Consider the following 20666-nt stretch of genomic DNA (forward strand, 5'->3'; position numbering starts at 1 on the left):
AGCGATTTTGCAAAAGCGGACAAAAGAGATAAAAACTCCTCCAAGTCTTTCTTGGGGAGGTTTGCAGCATGGCCCTGTCCGAGCGCGAGCGCCAGGTCCTCGACGGCATCGCGCGCCAGTTCGCCGCGGACGATCCGGCGCTCGCGCGCAGCTTCTCCGAGCACGGCAAGGGCCCTGTGACGGCCGAGCGCATCGCTGGTCGATGGGACGCGTGGCCCGCGGCCCTGATCGCGGTCTGCCTCGCGCTGTTCGCCGTCGTGCTGATCCTCTCCGGCTCGCCACAGGCCTGAACGGCGTTTTGGCACTCTCCGCGTAGGGGAGGTCACCCGATGTCGTATGACTCGGGGGATTTCTGCGTCGGGGGGCGCTATGGGGGAACCGCGACGGCCGGCTGACGTCGGCCTCGACAGCGCCGAATCCGAAATCGCGGGGATCGTCCCCGTCCATGGCCGCAGCCTCGGCCTCGGCTCGGCCGTCGCGCTCGTCATCGGCAACGTCGTCGGCACGGGCATCTTCCTGCTGCCCGCCTCCCTCGCAGCGTTCGGCACGGTCAGCCTGGTCGCGATGGCGGCGGTGACCGTCGGCGCCATCGCGATGGCGATGGTCTTCGGCAAGCTGGGCGCCAGGATTCCCGCCGGCGGCGGACCCTATGCCTACGCGCGCAACGCCTTCGGCGAGTTCGCCGGTTTCTGGAACGCCTGGTCGTTCTGGCTGACGGCGTGGATCGGCAACGCCGCCATCGCGGTGGCGTGGGTCGGCTACGTGCAGTACTTCGCCCAGCAGGTCGTCGGCCTCGACTGGAGCGGCACCGCCGCCGCGATCGTCATCGCGCTGATCGGCCTCTGGATCCCCGCGGTGGTCAACATGCTCGGCGCCAGGAACATGGCGGCCTTCCAGCTGGTCACCACGATCCTGAAGTTCGCGCCGCTGCTGTTCGTCGCCGTGGTGGGCCTGTTCTTCGTCCAGGGCGCCAACTTCGGCCCCTTCAACGCCACCGACGGCAACTGGGTCGGGGCGCTGTCCCTGGCCGGCGCGGTCGCGCTGTTCATCTACTCCGGCGTGGAGAGCGTCTCCATCGCCGCCGAGAAGATCAAGGACCCGGCCCGCAACATCGGCAGGGCCAGCATCATCGGCGTCCTCGCCTGCGCGGCCCTGTACATGCTGAGCACCGTCGCCGTCATGGGCACCGTCCCGCACGCGCGGCTGCTGGAGTCCTCGGCGCCGTTCGCCGACGCGCTCAACAACATGTTCGGCGGCTCGGCGGGGGGCGTGCTCATGGCCGCCTGCGCCATCATCTCCGGCATCGGCGCGCTCAACGGCTGGACCATGCTGGTGGCGGAGATGCCGATGGCCGCGGCCAGGGACGGGATGTTCCCCGCGATGTTCGCCAGGGAGTCGCGGCGCGGCGCGCCCCTCGCGGGCATCCTCGCGGGGACGATCCTGACCTCGGTGATGCTGCTGGTGGCCTACGCCTCGGAGAACGCCTTCAACACGATCGTGCTGCTGGCCTCCTTCACCACCGTCATCCCCTACTTCTTCTCCGCCGCCGCCCAGCTGTACTGGCTGGTCACGGGGGCTCGCGTGGTCGACAAGAGGCGGCTGACGCGCGACATCGTCATCAGCGTGATCGCGCTGGTGTTCGCGTTCTGGATGGCGTACGGCTCCGGCGCCGACGCGGTCCTCGGCGGCACGCTGATGCTCCTGGTGGGTGTGCCCGTCTACATCTGGGTGAAGGCCAAGCGAGGCGAGTACGGCCCGCAGGTCTAGGAAAGGAAGACTGGTTATGACCTTTCATGTCGATTCCGAAGTGGGCAAGCTCTCCAAGGTCCTGCTGCACAAGCCAGAACTGGCGCTGAAGCGGCTCACGCCGACCAACAAGGACGCCTTCCTCTTCGACGACGTGCTGTGGGTGCAGCGCGCGGTCGAGGAGCACGAGGAGTGGCAGCAGACCCTCAGGGACCGGGGCATCACCGTCTACATGCTGGCCGACCTGCTGCGGGAGACGCTCGACATCCCCGAGGCGCGCAAGCACATCCTCGACCACGTCGTCGACGAGCGCTGGCACGGCCCGCTGGCCACCGACGCCGTCCGCAACACGCTCGACGCGCTCCCTTCCAGGGACCTGCAGCAGTTCCTCACCGGCGGCATCACCAAGGCCGAGATCATGGAGCGGGGCGCCGACCCCAAGAGCGTCGCCTTCCACGTGCTCGACGACCACGACTTCGTCCTGCCGCCGCTGCCCAACCACCTGTTCACCCGCGACACCTCCTGCTGGATCTACGGCGGGGTGTCCATCAACGCGATGAAGAAGAAGGCCAGGCAGGCCGAGACGGTCAACTTCGAGGCGATCTACACCTACCACCCGATCTTCGCGGCCGAGGCCGGCAGGTTCGAGGTGTGGATGCCCGGCACCAAGGTCGCGCCCGCCACCATGGAGGGCGGCGACGTCCTGGTCATCGGGCGCGGCTCGGTGCTGATCGGCATGAGCGAGCGCACCCAGCCGCAGGCGGTGGAGATGCTCGCGCGCAACCTGTTCGCCAAGGGCGCGGCCAAGAAGATCGTGGCGCTCAACATGCCGAAGGCGCGCGCCTTCATGCACCTCGACACCGTCATGACCATGGTCGACGTCGGCGTGTTCACCAAGTACGCCGGCCTCGGCATGCTGCCCTCGTACACCATCGAGCCCGGTGACAACGAGAAGGAGCTCAAGGTCACCGACCACCCCGCCGAGGACATGCACAAGGCGATCGCCAGGTCACTCGACCTCGACGACATCAAGGTGCTGACCGCCACGCAGGACGTCTACGCCGCCGAGCGGGAGCAATGGGACGACGGCTGCAACGTGCTGGCCGTCGAGCCCGGCGTCGTCGTCGCCTACGAGCGCAACACCACCACGAACAACTTCCTGCGCGACAACGGCATCGAGGTCATCACCATCCGCGGCAGCGAGCTCGGCCGCGGCAGGGGCGGCCCTCGCTGCATGAGCTGCCCGCTCGAGAGGGAGGGCATCTGACCATGGGCTTCAACCTCCGCAACAGGAGCTTCCTGAAGGAGCTCGACTTCACGCCCGAGGAGTTCGCCTTCCTGCTCAGGCTGTCGGCCGACCTCAAGCAGGCCAAGTACGCCGGCGTCGAGCGGCAGCGGCTCAAGGGCAAGAACATCGCGCTCATCTTCGAGAAGACCTCCACGCGCACCCGCTGCGCCTTCGAGGTCGCCGCCCACGACCAGGGCGCGCACGTCACCTACCTCGACCCGAGCGGCTCACAGATGGGCCACAAGGAGTCGGTCAAGGACACCGCGCGCGTGCTCGGCAGGATGTTCGACGCCATCGAGTACCGCGGCTCCAGGCAGGAGTACGTCGAGGAGCTGGCCGCCTACTCGGGCGTGCCGGTGTGGAACGGCCTGACCGACGAGTGGCACCCGACGCAGATGCTGGCCGACATGCTGACCATGCAGGAGCACAGCGACAAGCCGCTGCACGAGATCTCCTTCGCCTACCTCGGCGACGCCCGCAACAACATGGGCAACTCGCTGCTGGTCACCGGGGCGATGTTCGGCATGGACGTGCGCCTGGTGGCGCCCAAGGCGCTGCAGCCCGACCCCAAGCTGGTCGTCAAGCCCGCCAAGGACCTGGCCAAGCAGACCGGCGCGACGGTGACGATCACCGACGACGTGGGCAAGGGGGTCAGGGGCGTCGACTACCTCTACACCGACGTGTGGGTGTCGATGGGCGAGCCGAAGGAGGTCTGGGACGAGCGGATCACGCTGCTGAAGCCGTACCAGATCAACGACAAGGTCGTGAAGGCCACGGGGAACGCCAAGGTCAAGGTGATGCACTGCCTGCCCGCCTTCCACAACAGGGAGACGAAGGTCGGCGAGGACATCTACGAGAAGACCGGGCTGGACGCCCTGGAGATCACCGAGAGCGTCTTCGAGTCACCACGCTCCATCGTCTTCGACGAGGCCGAGAACCGCCTGCACACCATCAAGGCCGTCATGGTCGCGACCCTCGGAGACTGACATGCGCAGCCACCGCGCCCTCCGGGCGAACACCATCAAGGCACGTGCACACCTCGCAACCCTCGGAGACTGACATGCGCACCTACCGCGCCCTCCGGGCGAACACCATCAAGGCACCTGCACACCTCGCCACCCTCGGAGACTGAGCGATGCGGGTACTGGTCGCCCTCGGGGGCAACGCGCTCATGAAGCGCGGCGAGAAGCCGGACGCCGACACGCAGCGGGCGAACGTGGCCGTGGCGCTCAAGACGCTGTCGAAGGTCGCCGAGCGGCACGAGCTGATCATCACGCACGGGAACGGCCCGCAGGTGGGCGTGCTGGCGCTGGAGAGCACGTCGGACCCCCACCTGACCAAGCCCTACCCGTTCGACACCCTGGTCGCCGAGACGCAGGGCATGATCGGCTACTGGATGCTGCAGGCGCTGCAGAACGCCCTGCCTGGCCGTCAGGTGATCTCGATCGTCTCGCAGACCCTGGTGTCGGCGGTCGACCCCGCCTTCGACGACCCGACCAAGTTCGTCGGCGAGGTCTACGACGAGGAGGAGGCGCGGAAGCTGGCCGAGGAGTACGGCTGGACGGTCAAGCCCGACGGCCAGTACTGGCGCCGCGTCGTCCCCTCGCCCAAGCCGCAGCGCGTGGTCGAGACCAGGCTGATCCGCAAGCTGGTGCGCGACGGCGTCACGGTGGTGTGCGCGGGAGGCGGCGGCATCCCCGTCATCCGCGACGAGAACGGCCGGCTGTCGGGCGTGGAGGCCGTCATCGACAAGGACCTGACCGGCTCGTTGCTGGCCGAGTCGCTGGAGTGCGACGCGTTCCTGATCCTCACCGACGTCCCGCGCGTCATGAGGGACTTCGGCACGCCCCTGCAGAGCGAGATCAGTCACACCACTCCGCACGAACTGCGCTCGATCGACTTCCCCGAGGGCTCCATGGGGCCGAAGGTGGAGGCGGTCTGCAGGTTCGTGGAGACCACGGGCGACATGGCCGCGATCGGCAAGCTCGACGAGGCCATGTCGATCCTGGAGGGCACGGCGGGGACGATCATCACTCCGAACGCCACCTGGCCGTTGTCCAGCACCCTGTAAGGAGGCTCCGCGTGGCGCTCGTCGAACGGCTGTTCCGCACCAAGCCCACCGACCAGATCGTGGCGGAGGGCGGACACGGAGAGGGCGGCGAACTGCGCCGCACCATGTCCCTGTGGCAGCTGACGCTGTTCAGCGTCGGCGCCACACTGGGCACGGGGATCTTCGTCATCCTCGGCCAGGCCGTCCCGAAGGCGGGGCCCGCGGTCGTGCTGGCCTTCGTGCTGGCCGCCGTCACCGCGCTGTTCTCCGCGCTGTCCTACGCCGAGCTCGCGGGGACGATCCCGGTGTCCGGCTCGTCCTACTCCTACGCCTACGCCACGCTCGGCGAGATCGTCGCGTGGGTGTGCGGGTGGTGCCTCATGCTGGAGTACGCGGTCTCGGTGGCGGCCGTCGCCGTGGGCTGGGGCGAGTACCTCAACACCTTCCTCCAGGGCGCCTTCGGCTGGACGCTGCCGGCGGCGATCACCCACTCCCCCGGCGACCAGGGCGGCGTGGTCAACCTGACCGCCATCCTCATCGTGGTGCTGGCCACCTGGCTGCTGCTGCGCGGCGCCTCGGAGTCGGCCACGGCGAACTCGATCTTCGTGCTGATCAAGGTCGCGGTGCTCGCCTTCTTCTGCGTGGTGGCCTTCACCGCCTTCCAGTCGGGCAACTTCGCCAACTTCGCTCCCATGGGCGTCGCCGGCGTCACCGCCGCCGCCGCCCAGGTCTTCTTCTCCTACATCGGCTTCGACGCCGCGTCCACGGCGGGCGAGGAGGCCAAGAACCCCAGGCGCGACCTGCCGCTGGCGATCATCTTCTCGCTGGCCATCGTCACGGTGATCTACGTCCTGGTCGCGCTGGCGGCCATCGGCGCCATGCCGTGGACCGACTTCGACCCCGACTCCACCGAGGCCAGCCTCGCGCTCATCGTCGACCTGGCCACCGGTGCCACCTGGCCCGGGCTCATCGTCTCCTTCGGCGCGGTCATCGCGATCGCCAGCGTGGTCATCACCGTCCTGTACGGCCAGACCCGCATTCTGTTCGCGATGTCGCGCGACGGGCTGATCCCCAAGGTCTTCCAGCGCGTCGACCCGCGCCGCCAGGTGCCGGTCGCCAACACCCTCATCGTGTGCGTGTTCGTCGCCGTGCTGGCCGGGCTCGTGCCGCTCGGGCAGCTGGCCGAGGCCACCAGCATCGGCACGCTGTTCGCCTTCACCATCGTCAACATCGGGGTGCTCGTGCTCCGCCGTACCAGGCCGGACCTGCCGCGCACCTTCCGCACGCCGCTGTTCCCGATCACACCGATCCTCGGCGTGATCTTCTGTGTGCTCCTCATGTACGAGCTGGCCTGGGTCACCTGGGTGGCCTTCCTGCTGTGGACCGGCGTGGGCCTGGTGGCCTACTTCCTGTACGGCTTCGGCCACTCGCGCCTCAACGAAGGGAGCGTCCGATGAAGATCGAACATGTCCTCGCCGGCTTCCTGCCCGACTCCCGCGGCCATGACGGGCTGGCGCTCGCCGTCCTGCTGGCACGTCAGGCTGAGGCGAAGCTGACGGTCGCGACCGTCCAGCCCCCTCCGTGGGCCTCGCCCGGCCCCGGCAGGGCCGACGAGAGCGCGTGGCGGGCCTATCTCAAGGAGCAGGCCACAGCGGGGTTCGACCAGGCGCGCCAGGTGGCGGGCGAGCAGGCGGACTACATCACCCGCTTCAACAGGGGCAGCGGACGCGGTCTCGTGGAGCTGGCCCGCACCTCCGACGTCGACTCCGTGGTGATCGGCTCGGGCCCGCGCGGGTCGAAGGGGCGCATCTCGCTCGGCAGCACGGCCGACCAGCTGCTGCACGCCTCACCCGTGCCGGTGCTGCTGACGCCCAAGGGCTACGCCGAGGACCTGCCCTCGCGCGTCGACAGGCTGACCGTCGCCTACCGGCGAGGGCCCGGCTGCGACTCCGCGGTCAGCGTCGCGGTCGGCGTGGCCGCCGCGCTGGACGTGCCGCTGCGCCTGGTCACGCTGGTGGTGGGCGCGAACAGGGCCAGGATCGAGCAGCAGATGCTCGGGAACCTGCGCGAGCAGGCCACGGCCGACCTCGAACGGGCCGTCGAGGGCCGCCGCCGTGAGGTCGAGGTGGAGACGCTCGAGGGCAGGAACGTCACGACCGCGTTGGCGGAGACCGAATGGCGGAAGGGCGAACTGATCATCCTCGCCTCCAGCGAGTCGGGGCCGCTACGGCGGGTCTTCCTCGGGGACACATCGGTCAAGATCATAAGGGCGGCGCCGCGTCCGGTGCTCGTCCTCACCCGAGAGCCGTTCGGTTCTCGGCAAACACTGACGAAGTAGTGTTACTCAAGGGACATGGGTGACGTTTGAGGCGGACCCTCCCGGACCGGATTCGGCATCTTTTTTCCAATCAGCTTGACCTTCGGCTCCCACAGCTTTACCGTCACTGTCCGTAACCACACCTCGCGGCGTTCTGGGGTAAAACCCCAAAGCCACGGCTACCGAAGGTGCCCGTTCGGGCGTCAACCCCCCGGTGGTCCAGGCACAAGCCGCGAGGGAGCACAATCTACTGAGAGCTGTACATAACGAGCCGGGGGGCCACACGATGCCGTCTGAGTACGCCAAGTCGCTGGGTGCACGACTCCGCGCCATCCGCACCCAGCAGGGGCTGTCCCTGCACGGAGTCGAAGAGAAGTCGCGCGGACGCTGGAAGGCGGTCGTCGTGGGTTCCTACGAACGCGGCGACAGAGCGGTCACGGTGCAGAAGCTTGCCGAGCTTGCCGACTTCTACGGCGTGCCGGTCTCCGAGCTGCTGCCCGGTGGCGCGGCGCCCAGCCCGCTCGGGCCGACGCCGAAGCTTGTGATCGACCTTGAGCGCCTGGCGACGCTGCCCAAGGAGAAGGCGGGGGCGCTGGCGCGCTACGCGGCCACCATCCAGAGCCAGCGTGGCGACTACAACGGCAAGGTGCTGTCCATCCGCCAGGAGGACCTGCGCTCGCTTGCCGTCATCTACGACAAGTCGCCCAGTGAGCTGACCGAGGAGCTGATCAGCTGGGGCGTGCTCGACGCGGAGGCCCGCCGCGCCGTCGAGTCTTTCTGACCCCCTCACGCCCGGACGAAGGGGCGCCTCCGGAATCTCCGGAGGCGCCCCTTCGCCGTCCACCCCGCGTCTCAGGCCCGCTCGCCTCTGTAAGGGGCCTGCCCCCGGACTTCAGGCGAGCGCCCGATTCACCCAGCGGACCTGTCCAGGGGCTCAGGCCCGCTGGGTGAATCGGGCGAACTCCCACGGGTCGTGCGCGGAGAAGACGCTCACCTCGTCCGCGTGCTCGCTCGCCAGCTCCCGCAGCCTGCCCTGGTTGGCGATCCGCAGCTCGGCGTCGACCTGCGAGTCGAGCTGCACGATGTCCAGCAGCGGGTGCGACTCGGGGCTGCCCGTGTCCAGCTCCCGGTGGTAGAAGTAGGCGTCGCCCGCGTGCACGAGCCACTCCTTCCCCGCCCGTACGGCGACCGCCGCGTGGCCGACCGTGTGCCCGCCCAGCGGCACCAGCAGGAACTCCTCGGGCAGCTCGCGCAGCGCCTGGACGCCCGCGAAGCCGTACCACTCCTGGCCATGGCCCGTGCCGTACGTCTCCCAGCGCGGCCCGTGCGCCCAGTGCGCGGGACGGTAGCGGCGACTCGGCCCCTCGGCCATCGCCGCCTCGTACTCCGCCGCCATGACGTGCACCCGCGCCTCGGGGAAGTCGGGAAGCCCGCCCGCGTGATCGACGTCGAGATGGGTCAGCACGATGTGCCGGACGTCGGCGGGGTCGTAGCCCAGCTCGGCCACCCGGCTCAGCGCGGTCTCGCCCCTGTCGAGCCGCGGCGAGACCAGCTCCACCCACTCGGGGTCGAGGACCTCTGCCGGCCTGTCCACGGAGTCGAGGCCCAGCCCGCTCTCGACCAGCACCAGCCCGTGCGCGTCGGTCTCGACCAGCAGCGCGTGGCACACAGCGGCCGCGGACTCGAGGCCTTCGTAGGTGGGGTCGAGGACGCGCATGGACCCCAGGTTCAAATGGTGAACTCTTGTCATGCGGCCTACACTGCTACTTGAAGCGCGGTTCAAGTCAAGGAGGTTCCCGGATGCTGCTCGACATCGGCGAGGTGGCGCAGCGGTCCGGCCTGGCCGCCTCCGCGCTGCGGTTCTACGAGCGCAAGGGGTTGATCAGCCCCGTCGGCCGCAACGGGATCAGAAGGGCCTACGAGCCTGAGACGCTCAGCCGCCTGGCGCTGATCGCCTGCGCCAGGCGTGCGGGGTTCACCCTGACCGAGATCGCCACCCTGCTGCACGCGAGGCCGTCCGACGCGGCGCTGCGCGAGCGCGTGGCGCAGAAGGCCGACGAGCTCGACGGGCGCATCGCCCAGCTCACCCGCATGCGCGACAGCCTGCGCCACGCGGCCTCCTGCACCCACGACCCGCTGGTGTCCTGCCCCGAGTTCAAACAGGTCGTGCGCGGCGAGACACCCGACCCCGCGAGCTGACCTCTTTCGGAGGCCGGACGTGATCTCGCAGGGGCGGTGTGGGAGTTGGTGGAGGCGGGGATGAGGCACATCGTGCTGAGCCTGCCCACGCCGTACCCGGAGGGCGTGGCCCGCCGGCTCACCGACGAGATCATCGCGCCGGTTCGAGCGGGTCTCTGAACGCCGGCCTCCCTGGCGGGGCCGACGGGTGCGGGGTCAGCCGGCGAGGGGGATGGTGACCGGCAGCACGGGCTGGCCGGGGACGCCGAGGATCTGCTCGACCGTGGAGACGAACGTCTCGGCCTCGGCCAGCAGCTCGTCGGCGTCGGCGAGGGTCACGCCGCGCACCATGCCGGCCTCCGCGGCGGCACGCTTGGCGGCGCTGATCGAGAAGTAGCCTGCCCACTCGGCGAGCTCGGGCTCGGCCTCGGGCAGCAGCTCCCACGCGCTGCGCAGGCGCCGCCTGCGGCCCTCCATCGGACGGGGACGGGCGGCGAGGATCGCCGCCGCCGCGCGCAGTGCCGCCAGGTGGGCGGCCACATATCGGGACGCGGGGGTGCGGGCCGTCGCGGCCTCGGCCAGGCAGCCGCGTGAATCGGTGAGATGTGCCCTGACCGCAGGCGACAGCCTGGGCCCGTGCGTGTCACTGAGCCGTGTCGTCATGCCAGCCTCCTTTGAGGGGTCTTGGCGGCTCCCGGCGTTCGCGCCGATGAAGTCAACAGTTGCAGACCCCACCGACATTTCCGCCGGGCGGCCGGACGAGGAGCTTCCCCTCTCCCCGTCCGGCCAGGGCACGCCCACTCGTCTCCGCCGACGACGAGGACGCACCCTTCGCCCGGGGGACCCGACCGCGGGCTCCGCCTGGGGGTGGCGACGCCCGCGACCAGGTCCTTCGACGTGAGCCGCGAGCCTCACGTCGTCATCGAACATAATTTCGATGACCGAGGATGTCAACCGATTCCGCGAACACAGGTTCGATCAAACAGCCGCCAGCGCGCCCGAGGGGCAGAGGGTGAGCGCCCGCCTGACCGCCTGCTCCAGACCTGCGGGCACCTCGCTCCTGAGCACCACGACCAGGCCCTCCTCCTCGCTCTGGTCGAACACGGCCGGCACGGTCAGCGCGCACATGCCGGCCCCGATGCACACCCCCGTGTCGGCAGTGACCCTCACCAGGTCACCCGCAGGCTGTGCACGCCGTAGATGCTCATGTCCGCCCGCATCGGCACCTCCTCGGCGGGGATCGCCAGCCGCAGCGAGGGGAAGCGCCGCAGCAGCGCGGGGTAGGCGACCCGCATCTCGATCCTGGCCAGCTGCTGGCCGAGGCACTGGTGGATCCCGTGGCCGAAGGACAGGTGGCTGCCCGCCGGCTGCCGTACGTCCAGCGCGCAGGGGTCGGCGAAGCGGGAGGGATCGCGGTTGGCGGCCGGGATGGACAGCGCGACGCACTCCCCTGCCCTGATGGTCGTGCCCTCGATGACGACGTCCTCGACGGCGGTCCTCGTGGGGCCGACATGGATGATCGACAGGTAGCGGAGCAGCTCCTCCACCGCGTTGTCGATCACGGCGGGGTCGTCGCGGACGAGCGCGAGCTGCTCGGGGTGTTCCAGCAGCGCGAACGTGCCGAGCGCGAGCATGTTGGCGGTCGTCTCGTGCCCCGCCACCAGCAGCAGGAAGCCCATGCCCGCGATCTCGTCGTCCTCCAGCTCCCCGCCGCCGATCAGCCCGGTGAGCAGGTCGTTGGCGGGCTCGACGCGCTTGCGGGCGATGAGCGTGTGGAAGTACTTGACCAGGTCGTCGACCGCCGACTCCATCTCTCCCGGAGAGCTGTCCAGCCGCAGCAGCCTTGCCGACTCGCTCTGGAAGTTCTCCCTGTCCTCGTACGGCACGCCGAGCAGCTCGCAGATGACCAGCGAAGGGATCGGCAGCGCGAAGTCGCGCACCAGGTCGGCGGGCGGCCCCGCGCGCTCCATGTCGTCGAGGCAGGTCGCGGCGATCTCCTCGATGCGAGGCTGAAGCTGGTTCATCCTGCGCACGGTGAAATGCCCGGTGAGCAGCCGCCGGTAGTGCGTGTGATCGGGCGCGTCCATGCGGAGGAAGAAGCCCGGCGGCACGCGCCCCTTCGGCAGGTGCCTGGAGGCGACGAGCGGATGCTGGAGATCGGGCTCGGTGCTGAACCTCGGGTCGGACAGTACGGCACGGCCGGCCGCGTGCCCGCGCACCAGCCAGCCGACGTGCCCGTCCGCGAACGTCAGCGGCCGCACGGGCGCAGGATCGTCGAACAACTCGTCCGGCGGATCGAGCCTGCGCTGCCGGCTCATCGGGTAGGTCATACCGCACTCCTTCGTGAGATCGACTCCCTCCCAGAAAACATCATCGGATGCAAAGTTTCAATCAGTGCAGTATCTTGGTTGCATGAAGGTCGAAACGGGACTTCGAGCACGTAAGAAGGCCCGCACCAGACGCGCGCTGGTGGAGGGCGCGATGCGGCTGTTCACGCAGAAGGGCTACGAGCAGACCACGCTGGCCGAGATCGCCGCCTCGGCGGACGTCTCGACGCGCACGTTCTTCAGCTACTTCGCGGGCAAGGAGGACGTGGTCTTCTTCGACGCCGACGACCGCCTGCGCGAGGCCCTGGCCATGATCGGCGGACGACTGCCGGGCGAGTCGGTCGCCGCCCTGCTGGCGCGGGTGGTGGAGGCGGGCGCACGGTGGGAGGACGACCTCACGGGCAGGCTCGCCACCGAGCGCTTCCACCTGATGACGGCCGTGCCCGCGCTCCAGGCCAGGGCGCTCCACCTGCTGTTCGACAGCCAGCGGCGGCTGGCCGAGGCGTTGTGCTCGGCCTACCCCGACGAGGTGGACCCCGTGACGGCCGCGGCCGCCGTCGGCTCCTTGGTGGGAGCGGCGAAGCTGGCGGCCGTCATGAGCCTGACGAGGGGCGAGACTCCCGAACAGGCGTGGACGGCGGCGCGCAGGGCGGCGGAGATCGCCGCGGGAGGTCTCCGGCCGCTCGGCCGCACGCCCTGACAGACCCGCCAGGAGCCCTCAGGGCTTCCTGGAGCTCCTGATACGGCCTCCGGCCACTCGAATGGCCCGGCCGCCTGACGACTGCCCTGCGTGGATGTGAAGGCCCACTGGACCCACGACAGCAGCCGGCGCGACCGCGCCCCGGCCTTCCCTGGAGAAGGGCGGCGACCCTCGAGTGGTCAGGCCGGTCCAGACGCCCGCCGCGCCTCCAGCGGACGACAGAGGCACTGGCCCCCATGCCGCCGATCGTGATCCTCTCCTCCGTGGTGTAAGACACCCTTTGTCCGTGATGTCACCCCTGACCGGCATCGCGGGAGGCAACCGACCCGGATAGGAACGATGTGAACCACGATCGCCAGCCGTACCGCAGATGTGGCCGCAGCGGGCTGCTGCTGCCCGCGATCTCCCTCGGGCTGTGGCACAACTTCGGCGACGGCAGAACTCTGGAGAGCCAGCGGGAGATCCTGCACAAGGCGCTCGACCTCGGCATCACCCACTTCGACTTGGCCGACCGCTACGGCCCGCCGTTCGGCGCGGCCGAGCACACCTTCGGCGCGATCTACCGGCGTGACCTGCGCTCGCTGCGCGACCACATCGTGGTCACGACCAAGGGCAGCAACCCCATGTGGGACGGCCCGTACGGCAAGGGCAACTCCCGCAAGCACCTGCTGGCCACGCTCGACCGCTCCCTCGACAGGCTCGGCCTCGACTTCGTCGACATCTTCTACCTGCACAGGCAGGACCCCGAGACACCGCTGGAGGAGCAGGCGGCCACGCTCGACCACATGGTCCGCACCGGCAGGACGCTCTACGTCGGCGTCTCCAACTTCAGCCCCGAGGCGACGGCCGAGATCGCCGCCCTGCTGCGCGGGATGGGCACGCCGCTCCTGGTCCACCAGCCCCGCTACTCGATGATCAGGCGCGGCATCGAGGCGGAGCTGCTGCCCGTGCTGGAGCGCGAGGGGATCGGCTGCGTCGTCTACTCGCCGCTGGCGCAGGGCCTGCTGACCGACCGCTACCTCGACGGCATCCCCGACGACTCGCGCGCCGCCGAGGGCCGCTTCCTCGGCAGGAGCGACGTCACGCCAGAGGTGGTCGGCTTCGTCCGCGCGATCGGCTCCATCGCCGCCGAGCGGGGGCAGACGGTGGCGCAGATGTCGCTGGCGTGGGCGCTGCGCGACCCGCGCGTCACCTCGGTGCTGGTGGGCGCCTCCAGCGCCGCCCAGCTGGAGTCGAACGTCGCGGCAGTCGACAGGCTCGACTTCACCGAGGGCGAGCTGGCCGCGCTCGACCGGGCCGCGAAGGAGGCGGACGTCCTCGCGTAGGAGCACCGGCCTGCTCCACCTCGGCGGGCGCTCGCAGGGCCTTGCCCTTCGGGCGCCCGCCGGTGCGTCTCGTCGGTGCCCGCACGCCCGGCCAGGTCACCTCCGGCCCCCGCCGGCTTCCACGATCACCTGGCCGCGGGGCGCCCGAGGCGTCGTGGCGTGACCCGGAGGGCCGGCCTCAGCGCGGAGCTATCGCTGGAAACGGCCTCGGACGTGCACGGGAACGCCCTTGCCGAGGAGCCCAGGGAGCACCCCCGCCACGTTCATCGGCAGCCGCACACACCCGTGCGAGGCGGGGTACAGCGGCACCGACAGCGCGCCGTGGAAGGCGATGCCGCCGTTGAAGAAGATCGGGTTGTAGAGCTGGCCCAGGTAGGACCTGTGCCAGCCGGAGGCGCGCCACGTCGTCTTGAAGTTGCCCGTCGGCGTGGTCGCCGAGCCGCAGAAGCGCTGCGACTTGCCCTGCCACACGGCCGTCTCGCAGTACGGCACGCCGCTGCCCGAGGAGATGTGGGTGATGAGCTTCACCTGGCCGTCGACGTAGAGGACCATGACCTGCTTGGCCAGGTTGACCTCCGCCCTGGTGGGCTTCCCGCCGGGCACCAGGATCTTCGGGCTCTTCGGGCTCTCCAGCGCCGCCCACGTCCGCTTGCCGACGGTGCTGCTCGGCTTGATGCCGTTGACCTTCTGGAAGGCCCACACCGCGGCGAGCGTGCTGCCGCCGTACCTGCCGTCGACCCTGCCTGGCAGGTAACGCAGGTCCTTCAGGCGCTGCTGGAGCCACTTGACCGCCGAGCCCTTGGAGCCGAGCTTGAGCGGCTTGTCAGGCGCGGTGACCGCGCCGGCCATCACCGCCGCGCCCGCCTTCACAGGCGTGCCCGCCTTCACGGACGCGACCTGCGTGGCCCCCGTCACGGGCCGCACGTCCACGGCGGCGGCCGCCGGGCCGCCCGCTGAGAGAATGACGGTCCCAGCCGTCATGAGCGCGGCCAGACCGAGCTGACGTCGTGCCCACATGCCAACCATCCCCTCATATCATTAACAATTGAATCAACGGACCCTAGCGCACCACCATGCCTCGGCAATCCGTTGGTCAATCTGTTTAGAGTGGGCGCATGCCCGAAAAGTTGCACCCCAACGCCGTCCGCGTCGCATCGGCACTGCGTGAGCTGGGTGCCACAGGTGAGATCGTGGTCCTGCCCGACTCGGCGCGCACCGCCGCCGAGGCGGCCGCCGCGGTGGGCGTGGACGTCGGCGCCATCGTCAAGAGCATGCTCTTCGAGGCCGACGGCGCTCCCCTACTGGTGCTGACCAGTGGCGCGCACAACGTGGACGTGAACCTGATCGCCCGCACGGTCGGCGCCGAGAAGGTGCGCAGGGCTGCGCCCGAGTTCGTCCGCGCGGCCACCGGGCAGCCCATCGGCGGCGTCGGCCCCGTCGGCCACCCCGCGCCCATCCGCACGCTGGTCGACAGCTGGCTGGGCAAGCACGAGGTGATCTGGGCCGCGGGCGGCCACCCGCACGCGGTCTTCCCGACCACCTTCGACGAACTGCTGCGCATCACCGGCGGCACGGTGGTCGAGGTCGAGTGATCGAGATCCGCGGCACGGGACCTGCGGAGTTCACCGACCGTCTGGAGACGGTGATGAGCATCTACACCGCCGCCATGCACCCTCCTGAGGAGCAGATCACCGGGCGGCAGGCGATCATGCGTGGGCACGGAGCCCATCCGGACTTCCGCTGCCTGTTCGCCGAGCTGCCCGACGGCACGACGGCGGGCTTCGCCTACGGCTTCCACGGCCTGCCGGGGCAGTGGTGGCACGACGTGGTCTACCGGGCGCTCCAGGAGAGGTCGGGCACCGAGGTGGCCGAGGCGTGGCTGGGCGACTCACTGGAGCTGGCCGAGGTCCACGTGCACCCCGACTACCAGGGCAAGGGCATCGGCAGGGCGCTGGTCCTCGCACTGTGCGAGGGACGTCCCGAGCGCTCGGCGGTGCTGTCGACCCACGACCACCCGACCGCCGCCCGCCACCTCTACCGCAGCCTCGGCTTCACCGACCTGCTCACGCAGTTCGTCTTCCCCGGCGGCTATGAGCACTACGCGATCGCGGGCGCGGTCCTGCCGCTCCGCTGAGCGCCGCCCGGCAGGCCTGCCGGGCTTTGCCTGCCGGCGTGCGTGCCGGCGTGCGTGCCGTACGGGACGCCTGCCGGTTGCCAGCGGGCGTGCGTGCCGTACGGGACGCTCTCGCGGTCAGACGGTCAGACGGTCAGCGCGGCGGGGTGCAGGAGCTGGAAGACCTCACGCGTCGCGCTGGAGCGGTTGAAGGTGATGAAGTGGATGCCGGGTGCGCCCTCGTCGAGCAGCCGCTGGCACAGCTCGGCGCCGTGGTCGATGCCCAGGCGGCGCACCGCGGCGGGGTCGTCGGCGACGGCCTCGAAGCGGGCGGCGACGTCGGGAGGGAACGGCGCCCCCGACAGCTGCTCCGACCTGGCGATCGTGCTCATCCTGGTGACCGGCATGATGCACGGGATGATCGGCGTCTCACAGCCCTGGGCGGCCACCCTGTCGCGCAGGCGGAGGTAGTCGTCGGCCTGGAAGAACATCTGGGTGATCGCGTAGTCGGCGCCCGCCCTGCACTTCCTGACGAAGTAGTCGGTGTCGGCCTCGATGGAGGGCGAGCGAGGGTGCTTGTAGGGGAAGGCGGCGACGCCGACGCAGAAGTCGCCCGCCTGCCTGATCAGCCTGACCAGGTCCTCGGCGTAGAGGACGCCCTCGGGGTGCTTGACCCACTCGCCGTTGGGGTCGCCTGGCGGGTCGCCGCGCACGGCCAGGATGTTGCGCACGCCCGCGTCGGCGAAGCGGCCGACCAGGTGGCGCAGCTCGCGGATGGAGTGGTTGACCGCGGTGAAGTGGGCCACGGGCGTGAGCGTGGTCTCGTGCGCGATCCGCTCGACGATGTCGACGGTGCGGTCACGGGTGGATCCGCCCGCACCGTAGGTGACGGAGACGAAGGTCGGGCGCAGCGCCTCGAGCTCCCTGATGGATCGCCAGAGCTGGCGCTCGCCCTCCTCGTTCTTCGGAGGGAAGAACTCGAAGGAGAAGGAGCGGCCGCCGGAGGCGAGCAGATCGCGGACGGTGGGGACGCGATCGGGAAGGACGGAGGGTCGACCCAGAGCCATAATCCAAGGCTACCGGTACGAAGGCGGGCGGTGCGGCAACGTCCATATGACGGAGGCGGGAGATCGAAACCCCAGCTACAGCCCGTTACTCTCATTGACATGAGCATGGACACCCTCCGCACCGAGGTGGATCGGTCCCTCGGTGAGTTCCTCGACCGGCAACGTCCCATCGTCAACGGCCCGGATCTCGCACCGTTGCTCAACGCGGCCAGGGAACTGCTCTCGGGTGGCAAGCGACTGCGTCCCGCCTTCTGCTACTGGGGCTGGCGAGCGGCGGGAGGCGGCGACGAGCCCGGCATCTTCGTGGCCGCGGCCTCGCTCGAGCTGCTGCAGGCCAGCGCGCTGGTGCACGACGACGTGATGGACAAGAGCGACCTGCGCAGGGGCATGCCCTCCGCGCACCGCCGCTTCCAGCGCCTGCACGAGAAGAGCGACTGGTACGGCTCGGCCGAGCAGTTCGGCGAGGGCGCGGCGGTCCTGCTGGGCAACCTGCTGCTGATCTGGTCCGGTGAGATGTGGCGCTCGAGCGGCCTGCCGAACCTGGAGGCCACCCAGCCCTTCCACGACCACATGCGCACCGAGCTGATGTGCGGGCAGTACCTCGACCTGCTGGAGCAGGCGCACGGCGAGAACACCTTCGAGTCCGCGCTGCGGGTGGCGCTCTACAAGAGCGGCAAGTACTCCGTGGAGCAGCCCCTCAGGCTCGGCCTCACGCTGGCCGCAGGCGGCGGCGCGCCGTGGATCGAGGAGCTGTGCGTCGAGTACGGCAACCGCGTCGGCATCGCCTTCCAGCTGCGCGACGACATCCTCGGGGTGTTCGGCGACCCGGTGGAGACCGGCAAGCCCGCGGGCGACGACCTGCGCGAGGGCAAGCGCACGATGCTCATCGCCCGCACCCTGGCCGCGGCCACCCCCGAGGACGCGGCGACCGTGCGGCGGCTGCTCGGCGACCCCGGCCTCGACGCGGAGGGGGTGGACAAGCTGCGCGGCGTCATCGAGGCGAGCGGCGCGCTGGACGAGTGCGAGGAGATGATCGCCAGGTATCTGGAGGAGTCGCTCGCCTCGCTGGACGACGCCCCGATCACCACCGAGGCGCGCTCCGCGCTGGCCGACCTCGCGGTGGCCGCCACCTCCCGCAAGACCTGACCCGCGGCTGAGTCCTCGGCCCCTCCCCTGGACACGACCGCCCGCCCGGGCCCTCCCCCGGACGCGGCTCGCTCGACGCGGGTCGGCGGCGCATGCCGGCCGTGAGTTCTCCGGCCGCCCACGCGTGATCGCCGGCGCGACCCGCACGCCCCGTGACGGGCGTCAGCCGGCCAGGCGCTTGGCGAACTCCGCCGCCGCCGCGCCCGGATCCTCCGCCTCGGTGATCGCCCTGACGACCACGACGCGGCTCACGCCGTACGACCTGACCTCGTCGAGGTTGTCGAGGTCGATGCCGCCGATGCCGAACCACGGCCTGGCTCCTGGGAGCCCCGCCGCGTGCCTGAGCAGGTCGGGGCCCGGCGCGTGCCGTCCCGGCTTGGTCGGGGTCGGCCAGATCGGGCCGCAGCAGAAGTAGTCGACACCCTCCTCCACGGCGGCCGCCGAGGCCTCCGCCGCCGAGTGGGTGGACCTGCCGATGAGGATGTCGTCGCCGAGCATCTCTCGCGCGACGCGCACGGGCAGATCGTCCTGGCCGAGGTGGAGCACGTCGGGACGGGCCGCGAAGGCGATGTCAGCCCTGTCGTTGACCGCCAGCAGCGCGCCGTGGCGGTCGCAGGCGTCGCGGAAGACCTCGAGCAGCGCGAGCTCCTCGCGCGCCTCAAGGCCCTTCTCCCTCAGCTGGACGATGTCGACGCCGTTGCCGAGCACCGCGTCGAGGAAGTCGGCCAGGTCTCCCCTGTCACGACGACCGTCGGTGCAGAGGTAGAGGCGGGCCTCAGAAACCGAGCGCTTGGGCACGCCGCTTGACCTCGGTGTGGCGACCTGCCTTGATCGCGTCGATGGGCGAGCCTGGCAGGGACTCGTCAGGGGTGAACAGCCAGCGCAACGACTCGACGTCGTCGTAGCCGGCGTCGAGCAGGAGCGTGAGCGTGCCCGGCAGGCCCTTCACGACGTCCTTGCCCTCGAGGAAGGCCGCCGGCACCTGCGGGCCCCCGCCGCCTCGCCGTACGCCGACGAGCTTGCGGTCCTTGAGGAGCTGCTTGGCCCTGCCGATCGTCAGATCGAGGCGCTCGGCCACCTGGGGGAGAGTGAGCCACTCGCCGACGAGCTGGTCGGTCTCCCGATCTATCTGTGCAACAGAAAGCGTCACGAATCCACCACTACCACATCGCGTCCTTGCTCAAACAACACAATCACGGAGAGCCACCTCGGGATCGGCCAGGCGCCCTGGGTCCAGCCGCTGGCCGGCCTCGATGAGCCTACGGCCCTGGACGAGGTCTCGAGGCCTGTTGACGGTCAGCACAGCCGCCAGCCTGTCGTCGTCGTGCAGCCAGCAGACCGACCACCTGCTCACGGGAGCCGCGGCCGACGGGTCGCCGCGGCGCACCAGGCGGGCCCCGGGGTGGTGGCCCGCGTACTGCACCATGTGGCCGAACTGCTCCGACCAGAAGTACGGAACGGGATCGTACACGGACTCGTCGCCCAGCAGGCTGGCCACGGCGACCTCGGGGGCGTTGAGCGCGGTGTCCCAATGCTCCACGCGCAGCCTGGTGTGGAAGCGGCGCGACCACCAGGCCGCGCAGTCGCCGACGGCGACGACGTTCGGCAGGGAGGCGCGCAGGTGCTCGTCGGTGACGACGCCGTTGTGCAGGTCGATGTCGGAGCCGGCCAGCCACTCGACCGTGGGCCGCACGCCGATGCCGGTCACCACCACGTCGGCCTCCAGGCTCCCGCCGCCGACCAGGCTCACCCCGCCGGGGTCCACGGAGCCGACCATGGTGTTCAGCCGCAGGTCGATGCCGTCGTACCAGGGGATCGTGTGCGCGCCCACCTCGGCGCCGACCACGTGCGCGAGCGGAGCGGGGCCCGCCTCGAGCACCGTGACCGCGCAGCCCGCCCTCATGGCGGCCGTGGCCACCTCCGCGCCGATCCAGCCCGCGCCGATGATCACCACCCTGGCCCCCTGGACGAGCTCGGCGCGCAGCGCCAGCGCGTCGTCGAGGGTGCGCAGGACGTGCTGGCGGCCCTCGCCGGGCAGCCTGATCGGCTCCGCGCCGGTGGCGATCACCAGGCCGTCGTAGGCCATCTCGCCCTCGGTGGTCTCCACCACGCCCTCGGCCAGGCCCTTGGCCGACACCCCCGCCCTGTGCTCCACCCCCATGCCCTCGAGGTCGGAGTCGACGAAGCTGGAGTCGGCGTCACCCAGCAACACCGCCTTCGACAGGGGTGGCCGGTCGTAGGGCCGGTGCCGCTCCTCCCCCAGCAATGTGATCGTGCCGCCGAATCCGCGCGCCCTGAGAGCTTCGGCGCTGCGTACACCGGCCAGTCCCGCACCTACCACCACGACATGCTTCACGGTCAAGACCATAACCAATGGTTCAAGGGGGACGTCCGGCGTGAGTAGGCTGG

The 20666-nt window shown here is 70.1% G+C and carries 23 protein-coding genes; 14 read left to right on the forward strand and 9 right to left on the reverse strand.

Annotated features, from left to right (window positions below; all coding sequences use genetic code 11):
* Positions 1-68: 68 nt before the first annotated feature.
* From ABFX50_RS15725 to bldD, 8 genes are all read left to right on the forward strand, one after another.
* Positions 69-290: a DUF3040 domain-containing protein gene (locus ABFX50_RS15725; RefSeq protein ID WP_183658955.1), complete on the forward strand. Its 222-nt coding sequence runs from the start codon at positions 69-71 to the stop codon at positions 288-290.
* 79 nt (positions 291-369) lie between these two features.
* Positions 370-1767 carry an amino acid permease gene (locus tag ABFX50_RS15730; RefSeq protein ID WP_346147014.1) on the forward strand — a complete coding sequence of 466 codons (1398 nt, stop codon included), beginning with the start codon at positions 370-372 and terminating at the stop codon, positions 1765-1767.
* Between the two features lie 16 nt (positions 1768-1783).
* A complete protein-coding gene (locus ABFX50_RS15735) occupies positions 1784-3013 on the forward strand; it encodes an arginine deiminase (RefSeq protein WP_183658951.1) in 1230 nt (409 codons plus the stop codon).
* 2 nt (positions 3014-3015) lie between these two features.
* Entirely contained in the window at positions 3016-4020 is a 1005-nt protein-coding gene (gene argF / locus ABFX50_RS15740; protein WP_346147015.1) for an ornithine carbamoyltransferase, read from the forward strand.
* 149 nt (positions 4021-4169) lie between these two features.
* Positions 4170-5105, forward strand: a complete 936-nt coding sequence (arcC, locus tag ABFX50_RS15745; protein WP_346147017.1) for a carbamate kinase — start codon at positions 4170-4172, stop codon at positions 5103-5105.
* A gap of 11 nt (positions 5106-5116) precedes the next feature.
* Positions 5117-6541 carry an amino acid permease gene (locus ABFX50_RS15750; RefSeq protein WP_346147019.1) on the forward strand — a complete coding sequence of 475 codons (1425 nt, stop codon included), beginning with the start codon at positions 5117-5119 and terminating at the stop codon, positions 6539-6541.
* Positions 6538-7422 carry a universal stress protein gene (locus ABFX50_RS15755; protein ID WP_346147021.1) on the forward strand — a complete coding sequence of 295 codons (885 nt, stop codon included), beginning with the start codon at positions 6538-6540 and terminating at the stop codon, positions 7420-7422. The genes ABFX50_RS15750 and ABFX50_RS15755 overlap by 4 nt, the downstream gene beginning before the upstream one ends.
* A gap of 265 nt (positions 7423-7687) precedes the next feature.
* Positions 7688-8182 (forward strand): transcriptional regulator BldD, encoded by a 495-nt coding sequence (bldD, locus tag ABFX50_RS15760; protein ID WP_026214021.1) that lies wholly within the window; start codon positions 7688-7690, stop codon positions 8180-8182.
* 153 nt (positions 8183-8335) lie between these two features.
* On the opposite strand, the gene ABFX50_RS15765 is transcribed toward bldD, so the two are convergent.
* A complete protein-coding gene (locus ABFX50_RS15765) occupies positions 8336-9118 on the reverse strand; it encodes an MBL fold metallo-hydrolase (protein WP_346147023.1) in 783 nt (260 codons plus the stop codon).
* An 83-nt stretch (positions 9119-9201) separates the two neighbouring features.
* Between ABFX50_RS15765 and ABFX50_RS15770 the strand changes: the two genes are divergently transcribed.
* Positions 9202-9600: a MerR family DNA-binding protein gene (locus ABFX50_RS15770; RefSeq protein ID WP_346147025.1), complete on the forward strand. Its 399-nt coding sequence runs from the start codon at positions 9202-9204 to the stop codon at positions 9598-9600.
* Positions 9601-9795: 195 nt separating this feature from the next.
* Here the strand turns inward: ABFX50_RS15770 and ABFX50_RS15775 are convergent, their stop codons facing one another.
* The 3 genes from ABFX50_RS15775 to ABFX50_RS15785 form a co-directional block, all read right to left on the reverse strand.
* Complete coding sequence (locus ABFX50_RS15775; protein WP_183658939.1) at positions 9796-10242, reverse strand: SAV_6107 family HEPN domain-containing protein; 447 nt, start codon at positions 10240-10242, stop codon at positions 9796-9798.
* Between the two features lie 315 nt (positions 10243-10557).
* The gene (locus ABFX50_RS15780) at positions 10558-10749 is read right to left on the reverse strand and encodes a ferredoxin (protein ID WP_346147027.1); all 192 of its coding nucleotides are present in this window, start codon (positions 10747-10749) and stop codon (positions 10558-10560) included.
* Entirely contained in the window at positions 10746-11909 is a 1164-nt protein-coding gene (locus ABFX50_RS15785) for a cytochrome P450 (protein ID WP_346147029.1), read from the reverse strand. Before ABFX50_RS15785 ends, ABFX50_RS15780 begins: the two co-directional genes overlap by 4 nt.
* Positions 11910-11991: 82 nt before the next feature.
* Here ABFX50_RS15785 and ABFX50_RS15790 point away from each other — a divergent pair, with 82 nt between their 5' ends.
* Together ABFX50_RS15790 and ABFX50_RS15795 are read left to right on the forward strand one after the other, a co-directional pair.
* Positions 11992-12606 carry a TetR/AcrR family transcriptional regulator gene (locus tag ABFX50_RS15790; protein WP_346147031.1) on the forward strand — a complete coding sequence of 205 codons (615 nt, stop codon included), beginning with the start codon at positions 11992-11994 and terminating at the stop codon, positions 12604-12606.
* A gap of 341 nt (positions 12607-12947) precedes the next feature.
* Positions 12948-13931 (forward strand): aldo/keto reductase, encoded by a 984-nt coding sequence (locus ABFX50_RS15795; protein WP_346147032.1) that lies wholly within the window; start codon positions 12948-12950, stop codon positions 13929-13931.
* 189 nt (positions 13932-14120) lie between these two features.
* On the opposite strand, the gene ABFX50_RS15800 is transcribed toward ABFX50_RS15795, so the two are convergent.
* Positions 14121-14948, reverse strand: coding sequence for a L,D-transpeptidase family protein (locus tag ABFX50_RS15800; RefSeq protein ID WP_346147034.1), 828 nt, complete (start codon positions 14946-14948; stop codon positions 14121-14123).
* A gap of 98 nt (positions 14949-15046) precedes the next feature.
* Here ABFX50_RS15800 and ABFX50_RS15805 point away from each other — a divergent pair, with 98 nt between their 5' ends.
* Positions 15047-15523, forward strand: a complete 477-nt coding sequence (locus ABFX50_RS15805; protein ID WP_346147036.1) for a YbaK/EbsC family protein — start codon at positions 15047-15049, stop codon at positions 15521-15523.
* The gene (locus ABFX50_RS15810; RefSeq protein WP_346147038.1) at positions 15520-16065 is read left to right on the forward strand and encodes a GNAT family N-acetyltransferase; all 546 of its coding nucleotides are present in this window, start codon (positions 15520-15522) and stop codon (positions 16063-16065) included. Before ABFX50_RS15805 ends, ABFX50_RS15810 begins: the two co-directional genes overlap by 4 nt.
* Before the next feature lie 125 nt (positions 16066-16190).
* Here ABFX50_RS15810 and metF read toward each other — a convergent pair whose 3' ends face one another.
* Positions 16191-17111, reverse strand: a complete 921-nt coding sequence (metF, locus tag ABFX50_RS15815) for a methylenetetrahydrofolate reductase [NAD(P)H] (RefSeq protein ID WP_183658922.1) — start codon at positions 17109-17111, stop codon at positions 16191-16193.
* Positions 17112-17210: 99 nt separating this feature from the next.
* Here metF and ABFX50_RS15820 point away from each other — a divergent pair, with 99 nt between their 5' ends.
* Entirely contained in the window at positions 17211-18257 is a 1047-nt protein-coding gene (locus tag ABFX50_RS15820) for a polyprenyl synthetase family protein (protein WP_346147040.1), read from the forward strand.
* A 162-nt stretch (positions 18258-18419) separates the two neighbouring features.
* Here ABFX50_RS15820 and thiE read toward each other — a convergent pair whose 3' ends face one another.
* The 3 genes from thiE to ABFX50_RS15835 are packed head-to-tail and all read right to left on the reverse strand — an operon-like array spanning position 18420 to position 20613.
* Positions 18420-19055 carry a thiamine phosphate synthase gene (gene thiE / locus ABFX50_RS15825; protein ID WP_346147042.1) on the reverse strand — a complete coding sequence of 212 codons (636 nt, stop codon included), beginning with the start codon at positions 19053-19055 and terminating at the stop codon, positions 18420-18422.
* Positions 19033-19407 carry an Rv2175c family DNA-binding protein gene (locus tag ABFX50_RS15830; protein WP_183658916.1) on the reverse strand — a complete coding sequence of 125 codons (375 nt, stop codon included), beginning with the start codon at positions 19405-19407 and terminating at the stop codon, positions 19033-19035. The genes thiE and ABFX50_RS15830 overlap by 23 nt, the downstream gene beginning before the upstream one ends.
* 30 nt (positions 19408-19437) lie before the next feature.
* A complete protein-coding gene (locus ABFX50_RS15835) occupies positions 19438-20613 on the reverse strand; it encodes an NAD(P)/FAD-dependent oxidoreductase (RefSeq protein WP_346147045.1) in 1176 nt (391 codons plus the stop codon).
* Positions 20614-20666 lie beyond the last annotated feature (53 nt).

It is taken from the genome of Nonomuraea recticatena (assembly GCF_039533245.1).
GTDB lineage: Bacteria > Actinomycetota > Actinomycetes > Streptosporangiales > Streptosporangiaceae > Nonomuraea > Nonomuraea roseola.